Raw genomic sequence first — 13,658 nt, 5'->3', positions numbered from 1 at the left:
TTGTTTTTATTACTATGTCGGCGAACCGAATTAGGCCAAGATTGCAACAGAAAAAGCCACATTGCTGCGGCCTTTTCTGTTCGGGTTTCGTATTCAGTTCTTTTTCAGTTCTGCTCCGCATTTTGTGCAGAAAGCGCTGCCGGGTTTTACCGCAGCGCCACATTTGGTGCAGAAAGAAGCCGTCTGTCCCTGAGCGGAAACTACCTGGATATCGGCAGGGTTACCGGGCTGAGGCGAAACAGGCTGCGGGGGCGGAGTCTGGTTGGACTGGACAGCCGGGGGATTCTGCCCGGGAACGCCCAGCCGCTCCGCCAGGCTTTGGTTGCCCGTAGCGCGGGTACCCGGCTCAATCTGCCGCAGCTTGTTTTCAATGGCATCTGTTCCCTTGTAGACCACCTTTGCGATGATATACCGGATCAGATATATAAGCGCTACAACACCAACGGCGCATATAATAAGCAACAGATTTTTATTCATGGTTCTTTCCTCCTGGTTCCATTAGAAAAAGCTGGGGTTGGTTTTTACTTTGATGGGGATGTTCTGGACCTGGGCACCTGGGTCAATGGAAAGGAACATTTTCTCGATTGCGGTAATCAAAATGTTCATAGGGATGTGCTCCTGCACCATACCCCGGTAGGTTTTCCAATTGGTGAAATGGAAATACCACACGTTCTGGTCGCCCACATCGTTCTTCCGATACATTTCAGCCTTCCAGTTGCTTCCGGTAAAGAAGAATGCCTGATTTGTATCATTCCTTTGAACGGATACGCCGCTTCCTCTTAAATCAGCATCCTGGATACCCTGCAGAACACGGGCAAAATCTGCACCCCGCAGGGTGAACTCCTCCGCCTGCTCCGTGATGACATACTTACGTTTTACGATTCTTCCTTCATCCAAAAGCTGGTTGTTGACCTTTCCTTGGCGAAGTCCAAAGAACAGGCCAATGGCAACCGCTCCAACGGAAAGTAAAATTGCAAACCACATAATCAATTCCTCCTAAATTTTATTTTTCAAATTCTGTGCCGCCGATGTTGATCACATTTCCCGACTGCGAAAAGGATTGCTCCCAAGTGTATTCCTGACCAAACAGGGAATACGTGATGATGATTTGATCACCCTCGATCCGATATGTGCCGCTGGCATTGACGCCGAAAGCAGACATGGTCACCTGGTCTCCGTCAAAGGTAAACGATTGGGAAATAAGACCCTGAGAGCGATATGTGCCATCGAGCTTTGAGCCTCCGCAGGCGGTCAATATAGTGGCACATAGGACAACCGCCAGTAGTACGGATAATAGACGTAATTTTACATTTGTTCTCATAATTTTCCCTCCTGATTTTTTGTAAAAGTCTTTTTGTTTGTCACTATAAAAAAGCGATGCGCCCGGTTATCATACCGGATCGTTTTTTAGTCTTGCGCCGCATTTCGTGCAGAACATGGAATGGCTGTCCATAGCAGCGCCGCACTGTGTGCAGTAAATTGTTTCCCTCGCAAAAGACGGAGTCTGTGCCTCCTCCGGTATAGCGGAAGGCTGCTCCTGCGGCAGTACGGTTGTTTGAGGCTGTTCGGGCGAATAATACATCATTTGTGGATTGAGGGTATTTGCACTTCTGTTGACGCTCTGCACGAAGGTATGATTTTGCGGGGCATTTTTTCGATAAAGCATGAAAACCTGTATGGCAAAAACGGCAATAAAACCAATCCATGCCAAACCGTACAGGGCAAGCTTAAAGCTTGTCCGCAGAGCGAGCAGGACATATATGACCTCGTATGCGCCAAGCACACAAGAGATGACGAAGAAAACAAGCCGAAGGGTATTTTTATTTTCGTCTTTTTTCAATGCCAAAATCCATGCCATAGTAACCAATGCATACAATACAAGCTGAACGATTACTCGTTCCGCCCCACGCCAGCCGGAGAAATAATATTCGCCGTAACTGATAATCTGCTGAATTGCATTAATCAGGGTGGCAACGCTAAACAAGGAATATGTAAAGGCCATGGAGAAGGATTCTACCTTCACCTTCTTCACACACATCCAAAGTTGCAAAAGACCGGCAAGCACACACATCCAGATATATATCTGGCCATTGAGATTGATCAGCAAAAAAAGCGAGCTGACGGCAGAAATGATTGCCAAAGTGCGCTGAAGCGGATTCAGTTTCCAGCTTTTCACAAGTGAGACTATATAATTCACCGCAGAGCGAAAGCTGCCGTCTATCAACTCTTCCGTTTCGGAAGTACCGGGACTGTATTTTTTGTCATTCATAAGTAAATCCTCCTTGTTTTTAGTATCTGCGTATCATGATTCCACAGGAATCTCCTGGTACGTATATTCCAATTCATAATAAACACCATTTGAATCGCAGAGTTCCATTTTCATTAGCTGACCAAATTCATTCATTTTGAAATGGTTCCCGGGCTGACCATCGCTAAAAACGGTAATTTCACGGATGATATCGTTTTCTACGTCATAGACCTCATAATGGTCTTCGTAATACACCGTATTTCCTTCCACCTTTACGACGCCGTCTTCTCTCGGTACAAAGTCAAAATAATTGTCAAATAAGAATACAGAATCCTTCTGACCGGATGACTGTTCCTCGCGGCTGCCTACCGGTTTCCCGTCCGGTGTATAGAGCCATTGCACACTATGTTCTTCATCCCCGCTTTGCATTGTTCCGCGAACCTCAATATAGCCGTCATCATGGACGATGACTCTGTCATGTGAATAGGTTGTAATGGTTTCTGTCCCTTGATCAGTTACGCGTGCGGTTTTGGGAAAGCTGACCGACAGCGTTCTTTTCTCTGAAAATCTTCCGCAGGCAGTCAGCATTGCGGCCGCAATGAACAGTATGACAAGCAATGATATAAACCTTTTCATTTTCATCGTAAAATACCTCGCATTTAATAATTCATTTCCTCTTTATAAATCAATGGTTTCATCCTGCAACAGGTTTGGCCTGCGCGTACCGCAAACGCAGCAGAAATCCTCATCCGGCGGAAGCTCCCTGCCGCAGCCGGAGCAGAAAACCTTTTGATTTGCAGTATCCGGTTCGGCCCGAGACGGTTCCGGGCGTCTGGTACCGCAGCCTGCGCAAAACATCTCGTCCGGCAGCAGTTCCCGGCCGCAGCCAGAGCAGTTTACTTTCTGAGCAGCATCAAAAGTACCAACGCTCTGATAGACCGGCTGTCCATAAGGCTGCGTAACGGGCATTTGATAGACAGGTCTTTCCTTTTTATACGGATGCGTCAGCCACCAGCCCAGAAGGAACGCCATAGGAATCAGGAACAGGACAGACAAACAGTATAAGTCGCTGCGCATAAAATAGATGTTTCCCACAAGATGCGCAAAGGCGATAAAGATGCCGAGTATGCCAGGCAGGAACCACAGCCTGTGCAGCCCACGCTTGTGCTCACCGTCCCCGGCGCACGGCGTGATCGTCATGAGGGTAAGGAGCAGATAGCATAGAATTTCCAGCACATAACAGCCGCAGATGCCAATTGCCCACATCATCGGGCCAAAATGAAGCTCATACTCATACACATCAAAAAAGCCCCGGGAGCCGCAGTTCAGAAGAAAACTCGTAAGCGTAAAAGCGGGCAAAAGTGCTTGGATTGCCAGCGCGCCTGCCAGAAGGCTGTTCCGCTTCCGCATGAACAGCAGAACCGCCAGCAGGATCATGCTGCCGATCAGCAGGACTTGGTAGAGGATATGGAGAACAGAGTAGGTGCTGCCAAACTCCACCACCATGCGGTAGCCGATTTGACTGTCCATCCAACCGCTTCTGACCCGCAGCCGATATAAATTGGTCAGGAGACCAAAGGCCAGGATCACCGCAAAAATAGATGCGATCGGAAATTTTAGTTTTTTTGTTTCCTTCATTTTTCTTCCTCCCAGGAATGTGATTAGAACACCAAGAATCGCGACCGCAGCCAGCAAAGCAAGCTGCAACCAATTTCCTGTCCCATTGACCGGAGAGATACTTCCGTCCGGGTTGACCTTTCCGCTGATTCTGTCTCCATCCATGACCAGCAGCTCCGGCGTCTGCGGGTCGCTTCCGGCTGAATCGGCGGCAGGCAGCTCCATGGAGAACACCTGACCGGTTTCAATCTCCACATTGGGGTATTCCGCGGCACCATAGCTTTCGCCGCTATCGTCAAAGGATACCGTGGATACCGACATTTCACCGTCGTCTGTCGCCGTAATGCGCAGGGAATACGCCTCCGGGCTGTCAAACACAGCGACGCGCTTGGAATCCTCCACCACCATCAGCGCCACTTCTGGATTGGCAGAGATGAGAGACTCATCTACCTGATTGTCCGTGATCCGACCAACAACTTCACCGTTTTTTATAACCTCAACATCAACGGGGCAGTCCACTTCCCAGCATGAACATGGCTTTGAACACGATACGGCGCCCTCCACAATTGCCCTCAGATAGTTATCGATAATATGGTTTTCTGATGTTCTCAAGTCGTTCTCCCAGGAGAACCGATAGGCAAATTTATCGATATGTCCAAACTTTCCTATCATGGAATTTCCCGCAGCGGTCAAAGTTTCCCTTCCGTTCGGACCGAAGGTGTCAAAGTAATTGTAAATGTTATGGATATTATCATAGCCGGTCGTCACAGGAAAGTCCTCTTTACCGTCGTCCCAAATGGAGTCGATCGCACCATAGGTGTAGGAAAAGATACGGGAAGTATCGGTGTCCATGAAAATCCAACTGTCCCCCGTCTCTGGATTGTTTGCCAGTGCGGCAATCAGATTTGCCGCAGCGCCGCCAAGGCTGTGCCCGGTAATGAAAAAGGCACGTGGCTTATCATACAGATCCTCATGGGCATTGGCGTACTTTTTCACGTCCTCCCAAACCTTTTTCTCAAAGTCTTCAATATAGTCGTAGGCCGTATAACCCAGAACATCTCTGTTCGCTTCCGCATAGTGATCCCCTATAAACTCATTTACAGTAACGGAGCCCCGGACAACAATGAAGATGAGATTTGTCTCTTCACCGTTAAGCCGGATTGGCCTATGCGCTATGCTGTACGCATTGCCATCGCCAATTTCCTGACCCATGATTTCAACGCTGTTATCATAGTTGGAAGTCCAGATATTATCATCCTCTATGCCCATCTGATAGAAGAGCCGGCAGATTTCCTGCTCACCTCTTCCGGCTGCCATACAGAGCATCGCGCCGAGCGTTGCCAACTCGTTATCGTATTCATCGGCTGATTTCTCAAACATCCATTCTTTAAAATCTACAGTTGCTCCGCCATAACTGACCGGAACCCCCGGGATATATTCGCCAGCACCATCCACGTCCGACACCCATTCATATGTCCTGTCCGGCCACCAGCCATCCGGGTAATCCACAACAATTCTGTCGTTTTCCCAATGATAATGGATAGAGTCGTTACCGTTCTGGAACGGCTCCGAAGCCGTACTGCTGTCATCCTTGTCCCATACGAAAGCCCGGCTGTCATATTCGCCGTCCGCTTTGCGGAACACATAGACGCCGCGCACCTCGCTGGCGTCTGACTCCTTGACGATATACAGCTCTCCCTGATCTCCATCGTCGTATCGGTAAGTGCCGAGCCAGTCCGCTGAGCTTATTTGCGCAGATAGATATTCAATCTGATAACCGCAGGCTTTCAGGAAATCTCCCCATCCCCCGCGAATCGCTGTAAAAGGCTGCAGCGGCATGGCGTTAAGATCTTCTGTTGTTGCGGTACGCAGATATTCAACCTGCCAGTTTTCGCTGAACGTATAGATATATGCCCGGGAGGATTGCCCGTCTGCCGCCCCGTTGGTGATAATTAACTCCGGGTAATCGTCCCCCGCGACGTTGAAAAGACAGGCCTGCATTTCTGTGTCGTCAAAATATTCCTGTCCCATGTTCCGAAAGCGCCCGTTCAGGAGGAAATTCGCGAATTTGAGGTTCCAGGGATTCGCGTCCACATCCTCCAGGTATACATCGGAATCCGGCGTCATATATCCGGCAATTTTCAGTGCCTCTTTTTGCACAGACACCGGAGCAGAATCTGCATACTCCACAGAAAGGATCATGAGCTTCGACAAGTCGCCCCAGCTATAAAAGGCCACAATGTCATTTCTGGTCGGCTGGAACAGCTCATAAAACAGGGGATCGCCCATTCCGTAACGATAATCGCTGTCGTAGTAGTACTGACGGATGCTGAACAGGTATCCCTTCTCCTCATCCGCTAACTCATAACTGCTCTTTCCGCCTGATGCATCAAATTTGGAGCGATCGTAGAAGTGTATCCAATTGGCTCCCTCTAAGCCGCCCTCTGACCAGCGGTATTTCTCCGCAATGGATCCTGGTATCGTAATATCAAAACCGCTGAAGATTTCTGTTTGTATGGTAACTTCCTCGGACTCAGACGCCGCCACGGCAGAAACCGGCAGACAGAGCATCAGCATAAGCACCGCCAGAATCATGGATATTTTTTTCTTCATAGAATCCCCTCGCTTTCAGACCTTTTACGAGACACTTGGATTGTTCGCAGCTGGCTCCTCACTGGCTTGATACTCAATTTACATCGTTCTCCTCGGAAAAGATTAACTTATCTCCATCGATCACATAAGTGCCACTGGACGAGAGGCCAGTCCCTGTGTAGGTGAACGAAAAATGTGTTGCATCTATCGTATAGGTATAATCAAGCCAGCTTCCGTCCTCGGCTCTAAAATTCATCGTGCCGTCTGCATTCAATCGGATAAGATAATGGGGGACATATTCGGCGTCTGGCTGGGATATTTCCAGCGTCCATTCGTCCAGCATTGACGTCACGTCAAATTCAGAGTTTCCGGCCTACGTTGATGAATTTGCAGGTACAAAACAAAACTCCGTTGTCCCAAACGCCTCCGAGATTTCACGATCATAATAAAAAATCCGATCTTCAAAGCTGAAATACAAATTCCCTGCTTCGAAGCGTGCCGTTCCCTGAAAACCGCCGTAATCAGAGGTGACCGTTCCTGTATGATCGGGCGACATTGTAATGGTCAACTGATCGCTGAAAAAACGATAAAAGCTAAGCTCGCCGGAAAGCGTAGATTCATCGGTGGCTTTTAATTGCAGCGAAGCAGTCATGTCGCTGTCTTCCTGCTGCCAAGTCCAGTTGCCTTCATAGTCGTAGGCGGAAAACGTATTTCCCGAGGAATTCTCAGGCATGGCGATCCCCAGCTCATTCAGCATATACTCCATATCCCCCTGGAGCGATTCTTCCATAGTTCTTTTCTGGCTCTCATATGCATCGACGCCGCTGAACTGCGCATTGAAGTAGAAACTGAACGTGTTACATCCTGCAAATTTCTTCCCATCCGGGAGCTGGTTCATATAAAAAGCGTTGTTTTCATATTGATAGACTTCTCCAAAGTTCCCGTTCTCATCGAAGCCATATAAATGAACATACACGGGGTTATGGTCCAGAGAATCATATACCGGTATGTAAAAGCAACCGGCATTTTCGTATAAGCTAAAGGTTATTTCTGACTCTTGAGACTCATTTTTGGATCTTCCGGAGAAAAGCTGTATGGCCTCGCCATTCTGCACCGTCCATACATCAATAACCGGGAAGACGCCTTCTCCTTCCGGGGTATAGAGCATCACCAATTCGTCGGTGCCATCCTGATTAAAGTCCTTCAGGTCTAATTTGATTACGCCTTTTGCGTAACATTCATATTCGGAGCCGCCAAAGGAGAGGCTGCCATACCTTTCCAGGGCACTCTCTACGATACTCGCATATAGCTCGGTGGTATTGACTGTCTCCTGCTCCTCCGTTGAGGCGTCCTGACCGGATTCTACCGCTGCGTTCGATTCTTCCCCGAAATATGTATAGGAGCCGCCTTGCTCATCCTGAAGGAAACAGTTATACCGTTGACTGGTTGAATCACTCTGCATCCAGCACGCATCATTGGCACCGGCATGAATAAAGTTAGGGATCCCTTCAACCTTGTCAAAAATCGTTTCCTCCAGAGTCTCTGTATTGAGGAAGTGGAGGGTCATATCCTTATAATAGTAGAGCCCGTTCTCGGAAAGGCAAAATCTGTTATATACGTCATCATCATAGGACGCAAGGGTTTCCGTGTTTCCGTCCTCGATGTTTAACCGGTAAATATTGTCTAAATCCGCATAATATAGATAATCCTCTTTGGAAATAAAGGAGAAATACTTCTCCACGTCATCATCGTCCTGGGATGGCACTCTACCGATTTCCTCTTCCTCAGAATCTACCGCTTTTCGATACAGAGTTTCGCCCATGAGATTATTCTCGATATCGGGAACAAGGTAATAATAGTATCCGTCGTTATACGCTACAAAGCAGGCAGACCCCTCAAGGTCAAGAAAATCCTCCTGTTCGCACAGCTCACCGGTATTCAGATCCAACCGGTAGAAGAATTGCCTGTTCCCGAAGATGAGATAGTCTTCAAAGAAGTAACAGCCTTCCATTTGAGACAGCAAATCGCCATATGTATTGAGTTGCTCATAGCTTACAAGGGTGCCGTTTTCCTTGCCGTCTTTGCTGAGCCAGTGAATTTCGTATTCTTCATCGCCCTGTTCTGTGGCTTTTGTGATTTCGATAAAGCAGATTTTTTCGTTCCAGAGGAAAATACAGCCCATGGGATACTGACTCCACCCATCGCCTTTAATTTCTTCTGCTTCGTATAGAATCTCCGGCTTCCCACGCAGATCATTGCTAACTCGCTTAATGCAGGGCTCCCAGGTTTCGGTCTCGCTTAGAAAATATGTGTACTGGTCATCATAAACAACCGTGGAGTATCCCAGAGGGATAGAACTGCCGTCGCCTTTGGAGCCGCCTTTAATGCAGAACACAAAAATCAGCGCCACGGCAAGAATGACCGCAAGCAGCACGCCGCCGAGAGAAAGGCCGATGATAAGCCCCTTTTTAGATTTCTTTTGAACCGGAGTCGCCGCACCATAGCCCATTTGCCCATTAAAATTAGGCTCCTGCATCAGTGGCTCCGGTTTCGGCGTTTGGATGTTTTCCGTTTCATCCGATATACCTGCCGGTTGCTGCGGCACCGGCGAAGCTTCTTGTGATATCTTTACAGGTGCACCACACACACTGCAAAATCTCGCGTCATCCGACAAAGGATTTCCGCACTTTGAACAGAACATAATCTCTACTCCTCTCGCTTGCCGGAGACAAAAGCAGCTCCAACTTATTTTCTATCTCATTTTACCTGAAGCAGTAAAAAAGCACCCCACACAATCAGGTAGTTTTCAGAAAATAATTTGAAAACATTCCGTACACTACCCTTTTGTGTGGGGACAAAGTCCTGTTCTGCAAATATAATATTGAACAAGGACAAGCGTCACGTATTGCCGATATGGCGTAAATTCTGAAATGCGGATATTTATCAGATTATGTACAGGAGGAGACAACCATATGAAGAAGAAAAGTTTGTTAGGGATTTTGGCAATACTCATGGTTATCGCCCTGGCTCTTACGGGCTGCGGGCAGAAAGGCGAGCAGAACACGGGAGCAACTGGTTCTGAAGGTCAGAATGAGACCGTGGAGAACGGTGATGGAGTTGTAGAGTCAGATAATGACGATGTAACCGATGTGGATTCGCCTGTGGGCGACACGCCAACGCAAGATGCTGATGGTAACTACGTCTATGTTATTACATTAGACGGCGTGCAAACCGAGATAAGGACCTGCGTAAATGTTTGGGATTACATCACGGACGATACGCCATACGATCGCGTGGAACTTACCAGAATGGCCGAGGATCTTGGCTGGGAGCGCTTGCCGGCAGGCTTTGGAGCAGCAATGTACACTAGGAATGATGGCACATGCGCATCGATTACTGGTTCTCGTACTGATAAGAGCTACGATCTTGCTACTGGTGAACGTAGACTATATCAGGTGGAGGCTCATTGCATCGATGAGAATATGGATGTGATTAAATTTTCGGCAACCACCATCAGTGCACTTTCCGTATCCGATGCTCCATACTTGATTGGCGAGAGTGAGACATATGTTTCATTTGAACAAATCGTCATGTATGCCTACTTGGTAGATTACTATCGTTACAATAACGAAAGGTTATATCTTAAAGGAATGATGGGACCTTAACACGTATTCCTGATAAAAATACCGCGTGCAACCCACGCGGTATTTTCATTAGATAGCATAGTTACGTTGACGATGCTCGTTTATAAATAGTTCGAAAGGAAGGCCTGTCTTCAGAAAAATCGTTATCCCTACCCTTTTGTGTGGGGCGAATTTGGCTTATTGTGCTATAATATCCTTATCCTGTTCTAACTGTATCCATCGGCTGGAACCATCTTTTGTAAGGGGGGATTCGATGGGCGAGCGCAAAAAATCCGTTGTCCGTCTTTTTGCGGCAGCAACGCTGTTGTTTGCAGTCTCCGCATACCGGCAGCTCAGCATGCGGTATTGGCCGGAGGATTTTCTACAGCCATATCTTGTCTGGGCGGTCTATATGCTGCTCCTCTTTGGCTGGCAGCATACCATTACAACAAAAATCATGCAGAAGTCCATGCGCAGCCACCTGACGGCGCAGAATATCGTCAGTATCCTGTATTTAACGGTTCGCTTCGTCCAGGACGCCTTCCTCTACACCGATATTCCATGGATGCGCTTTACCGGATACTTTATCAATATAGCGGCTGTCTTCATACCACTATTCGGGCTTTACGGTGCATTCTATCTCGGCAAGGCTGAGGATTACCGAATTGATAAAAAATGGTATCTGCTTCTGATACCGGCTTGTTTTTTGAGTGTGATGGCACTGACTAACGATTTACATCATTTTCTATATTATATTGTGCCGGAGGAACCCCAGCCGAATTTGTATTTTCACCCATACATCGGTACCTATCTCATCTATCTTTGGGGATTGTGGATGATTGGGCATCAGGTATATGTGATCTATCAGCGAAATGGTACAACAAAGTCCGATCCGCTTTATCGAAAGATGATTCCCTTTTATGAGCCGATTTTACTCTTTCTGTTCAGTATCCCGTATGCTGCGACGGCCTACGTGGTTCGGTTTGAGCTTGTGGAATATTCAGCAGGGCTGATTTTTATTCTTGTGCTTTGCTGGGAGCTTTATATTCTGACCGGACTGATCCCGGTAAACACGCAGTACGAGGAAGTGTTCCGACGGTCTACGGTGGCGATGCAAATTCTTTCACCGACCGGTGAGCGGATTGCAGTATCGGAAAACGCGGCGGATCTCACGCCGGTTATACTGGAATCCCTGAAGCAGAATCAGCATTTTTCTGTTATGGAAGATGTTATCATGCACCTGCACCAAATCCCGGGCGGATATATGGTCTGGCAAACCGATCTCTCGCAGATCCATCAGGCTTTACGAGAGATCCAGAGACTGAATGCAGAATTGGAAGAAAAACAGGATCTACTGGCGCAGGAAATTCGCATTCAATCGGATGAAACAAGTATTCAGGTGCGCAATGATATTTACGACAGCTTATCATCGGACGTGGCCGGGCAGCTTTTTCTGCTGACAGCGATTTTATCTAAGGAATCTCTTTCGACGGACGACTGGAACCGCATTTGCCTCATCGGCACGTATATCAAGCGGTTCTGCAATTTACGGCTTACTTATCAGGAGCAGCAGACGATTCCGATGGGTGATTTGGCCATCAGCTTGCAGGATATGGCGAAATGTATGAAGAATCTTGAAATCAGGACAAGCTTGGATTTTTGCCCCACATCGAATTTAGCACCAGAGCTGATTCTTCTCATTATGAAAACCTTGGAAACGATTCTGGAAGATGCGGATTTCCGCCTAACCTCTATGGCAATCCGAATCAGCGACACGGTTTGCTTTGAGATTACCGGTACAGATCACGAGTTTATTCCTCGCTTTTTAGAGGGAGGATATCGTCTTCAGGCAGAAAAGGTTCCGGCAGGTTACCGGCTTATGCTTTTGAAAGAAGGAGAGGTGGTGCAGTCATGAAAAAGAATACATCAGCTAAAATGATTAAAAAAGCCATCGACTCTTACCCCGGCGGGATCTGCTTCTCCGCATTGGATGGGCGGGTCATTCTCGTCAATGAAAAGATGAACAGACTGGTACTGGAACTGACCGGACACACGATTCTGAACGCAAAGGCGGCATGGGAGGAACTCGCAAACTTTGCTAATAACGGTAAGGCGGAAAAGCTAACCCAATCCTGGCTGCCGAAAGATACGGACAATGGTAATGAAAGCACCCACCAACAGTTGTTCTTCCGCTTCTCCGACAGCTCGGTCTGGCGTTTTGAACTGAGATTTCTTGATTCCAATACCGTTCAGATTGAAGCGGCGGAAATTACAGAACTCTACCGGCTCAGCGAAGAACTGTACGAGAACACCATCCGGCTGCAAGAGATGCAAAAGCGGCAGAAAACCTTGCTGGACAGCATCGTAGAAGTCAATTTGAATAAAGAGATTCTCGCTGCGAAAATGCATATCCATGATGAGCTGGGGCATTGTTTGCTGGCCACCACCAAAGCAATCACGGAAAACAGTCTGTCCGAGAACACCGACACGCTGCGGGAAAATTGGAACAGCACCATTCGTGATTTTTCCAATATTCCTACTGTGTGGACGGTTCCTGACTCCTCTCTGCAGTCTGAACTGATGCAGGTGGCAGAGCTGATTGGCTGTAAGGTTGTATTCCTTGGCGAACAGCCAAAAAACCGTAAGGCATTACAGCTTTTGTATGCCGCCGTCCGCGAGGCGCTCACCAATGCGGTACGCCATGCGGATGCTACGGAACTGACGGTAACGGTTGAGCAAAACAAGCAGGGTTATCACATAGAGATATCCGACAATGGCGATGTTACTGTTTCGAAGATTACGGAGGGTAACGGCCTCAGTGCATTGCGTCAGCGGCTGGAGCAAGAAGGAGCTTCCTTGAAGGTACTCTGTAACAACAGCGTTTCTCTCATTGTGAATATTCCATTTGATTTAGACGAAGCCCGGAAAGGAGGACGGAAATGATACAGGTTTTAGTAGTAGAAGATTCTCGGATTACCCGGGACGCCATTGAGAGCCAGATCGCCAAATCAGAAAAATATGTCCTGTACGCCTCCATAGAAAACGCGGCAAATGCAGAAATAGCCTGTCTGCGCAGGTGTGTCGATTTGATTCTGATGGATGTTTGTACTGCCGAGGAAGAATCCGGCTTGAAGGCTGCGGCAAAAATCAAGCAGTACAACCCAAAAATCAAAATCATCATCATGACTTCCATGCCGGAGCATTCCTTTATTCAAAAAGCAAAAGCCTGTGGCTGTAACGGCTTTTGGTACAAGGAATATGGCAGCACTGCTCTGACAGAGGTCTGCGACCGGGTGATGAACGGCGAATATGTTTATCCCGATGACACACCGTTGATTCGCATTGGGTACAGCAACAGTACCGAGTTTACCGGTCGGGAATTTGATATCATCCGGGAGCTGGCGCAAGGGAGAAAATACGAGGAGATCGCAGCGGATTTGGATATTACGCCAAATACCGTCAAGTACCACATCAAAAATATTTTGCAGAAAACGGGCTACCAGAACACCTTGCAATTAGTGGCCGAGGTGGTAGAAAAGCGGTTGATTCTGCCGAAGTATTAATTAAGAATCCGCTGG

At 47.7% G+C, this 13,658-nt stretch carries 12 protein-coding genes; 4 read left to right on the top strand and 8 right to left on the bottom strand.

All coding sequences use genetic code 11. From position 1 onward, the window contains the following. Positions 1 to 93 precede the first annotated feature (93 nt). The 8 genes from CZ360_RS01570 to CZ360_RS01535 form a co-directional block, all read right to left on the bottom strand. A complete protein-coding gene (locus CZ360_RS01570) occupies positions 94 to 477 on the bottom strand; it encodes a zinc ribbon domain-containing protein (protein WP_077532442.1) in 384 nt (127 codons plus the stop codon). A 21-nt stretch (positions 478 to 498) separates the two neighbouring features. Further along, positions 499 to 984: a hypothetical protein gene (locus CZ360_RS01565; RefSeq protein WP_077532441.1), complete on the bottom strand. Its 486-nt coding sequence runs from the start codon at positions 982 to 984 to the stop codon at positions 499 to 501. A gap of 19 nt (positions 985 to 1,003) precedes the next feature. After that, positions 1,004 to 1,321 (bottom strand): hypothetical protein, encoded by a 318-nt coding sequence (locus CZ360_RS01560; RefSeq protein ID WP_077532440.1) that lies wholly within the window; start codon positions 1,319 to 1,321, stop codon positions 1,004 to 1,006. A gap of 69 nt (positions 1,322 to 1,390) precedes the next feature. Continuing rightward, positions 1,391 to 2,269: a zinc ribbon domain-containing protein gene (locus CZ360_RS01555; RefSeq protein WP_077532439.1), complete on the bottom strand. Its 879-nt coding sequence runs from the start codon at positions 2,267 to 2,269 to the stop codon at positions 1,391 to 1,393. A gap of 33 nt (positions 2,270 to 2,302) precedes the next feature. Then, positions 2,303 to 2,890: a hypothetical protein gene (locus CZ360_RS01550; protein ID WP_143530114.1), complete on the bottom strand. Its 588-nt coding sequence runs from the start codon at positions 2,888 to 2,890 to the stop codon at positions 2,303 to 2,305. Positions 2,891 to 2,926: 36 nt separating this feature from the next. Beyond that, positions 2,927 to 6,478: a lipase family protein gene (locus CZ360_RS01545; RefSeq protein WP_077532437.1), complete on the bottom strand. Its 3,552-nt coding sequence runs from the start codon at positions 6,476 to 6,478 to the stop codon at positions 2,927 to 2,929. Positions 6,479 to 6,551: 73 nt separating this feature from the next. Then, on the bottom strand, positions 6,552 to 6,809 hold the full coding sequence (locus tag CZ360_RS01540) for a hypothetical protein (RefSeq protein WP_143530113.1): 258 nt from the start codon (positions 6,807 to 6,809) through the stop codon (positions 6,552 to 6,554). A gap of 21 nt (positions 6,810 to 6,830) precedes the next feature. Continuing rightward, the gene (locus tag CZ360_RS01535; protein WP_077532435.1) at positions 6,831 to 9,158 is read right to left on the bottom strand and encodes a zinc ribbon domain-containing protein; all 2,328 of its coding nucleotides are present in this window, start codon (positions 9,156 to 9,158) and stop codon (positions 6,831 to 6,833) included. A gap of 271 nt (positions 9,159 to 9,429) precedes the next feature. On the opposite strand from CZ360_RS01535, the gene CZ360_RS01530 reads away from it, so the two are divergent. The 4 genes from CZ360_RS01530 to CZ360_RS01515 all read left to right on the top strand — a co-directional run bounded on the left by CZ360_RS01530 (position 9,430) and on the right by CZ360_RS01515 (position 13,643). Next, the gene (locus tag CZ360_RS01530) at positions 9,430 to 10,122 is read left to right on the top strand and encodes a lipoprotein (RefSeq protein WP_077532434.1); all 693 of its coding nucleotides are present in this window, start codon (positions 9,430 to 9,432) and stop codon (positions 10,120 to 10,122) included. Between the two features lie 232 nt (positions 10,123 to 10,354). Next, the gene (locus CZ360_RS01525) at positions 10,355 to 11,995 is read left to right on the top strand and encodes a hypothetical protein (protein WP_077532433.1); all 1,641 of its coding nucleotides are present in this window, start codon (positions 10,355 to 10,357) and stop codon (positions 11,993 to 11,995) included. Next, positions 11,992 to 13,023: a sensor histidine kinase gene (locus tag CZ360_RS01520; protein WP_077532432.1), complete on the top strand. Its 1,032-nt coding sequence runs from the start codon at positions 11,992 to 11,994 to the stop codon at positions 13,021 to 13,023. Before CZ360_RS01525 ends, CZ360_RS01520 begins: the two co-directional genes overlap by 4 nt. Beyond that, positions 13,020 to 13,643: a response regulator transcription factor gene (locus tag CZ360_RS01515; RefSeq protein WP_077532431.1), complete on the top strand. Its 624-nt coding sequence runs from the start codon at positions 13,020 to 13,022 to the stop codon at positions 13,641 to 13,643. The genes CZ360_RS01520 and CZ360_RS01515 overlap by 4 nt, the downstream gene beginning before the upstream one ends. Positions 13,644 to 13,658: the final 15 nt, after the last annotated feature.

It is taken from the genome of Massiliimalia massiliensis, assembly GCF_900155615.1.
Taxonomy (GTDB): Bacteria; Bacillota; Clostridia; order Oscillospirales; family Ruminococcaceae; genus Massiliimalia; species Massiliimalia massiliensis.
Note: the sequence above shows the minus strand (reverse complement) of the source record. Positions and strands in the feature narration are given on the sequence as shown.

Bases quoted from the DNA above. Each gene is read 5' to 3' on its own strand.
- CZ360_RS01550 (WP_143530114.1), bottom strand. From the start codon at position 2,890: ATGAAAATGAAAAGGTTTATATCATTGCTTGTCATACTGTTCATTGCG.
- CZ360_RS01515 (WP_077532431.1), top strand. From the start codon at position 13,020: ATGATACAGGTTTTAGTAGTAGAAGATTCTCGGATTACCCGGGACGCC.
- CZ360_RS01535 (WP_077532435.1), bottom strand. From the start codon at position 9,158: ATGTTCTGTTCAAAGTGCGGAAATCCTTTGTCGGATGACGCGAGATTT.
- CZ360_RS01530 (WP_077532434.1), top strand. From the start codon at position 9,430: ATGAAGAAGAAAAGTTTGTTAGGGATTTTGGCAATACTCATGGTTATC.
- CZ360_RS01525 (WP_077532433.1), top strand. From the start codon at position 10,355: ATGGGCGAGCGCAAAAAATCCGTTGTCCGTCTTTTTGCGGCAGCAACG.
- CZ360_RS01520 (WP_077532432.1), top strand. From the start codon at position 11,992: ATGAAAAAGAATACATCAGCTAAAATGATTAAAAAAGCCATCGACTCT.
- CZ360_RS01560 (WP_077532440.1), bottom strand. From the start codon at position 1,321: ATGAGAACAAATGTAAAATTACGTCTATTATCCGTACTACTGGCGGTT.
- CZ360_RS01565 (WP_077532441.1), bottom strand. From the start codon at position 984: ATGTGGTTTGCAATTTTACTTTCCGTTGGAGCGGTTGCCATTGGCCTG.
- CZ360_RS01555 (WP_077532439.1), bottom strand. From the start codon at position 2,269: ATGAATGACAAAAAATACAGTCCCGGTACTTCCGAAACGGAAGAGTTG.
- CZ360_RS01545 (WP_077532437.1), bottom strand. From the start codon at position 6,478: ATGAAGAAAAAAATATCCATGATTCTGGCGGTGCTTATGCTGATGCTC.
- CZ360_RS01570 (WP_077532442.1), bottom strand. From the start codon at position 477: ATGAATAAAAATCTGTTGCTTATTATATGCGCCGTTGGTGTTGTAGCG.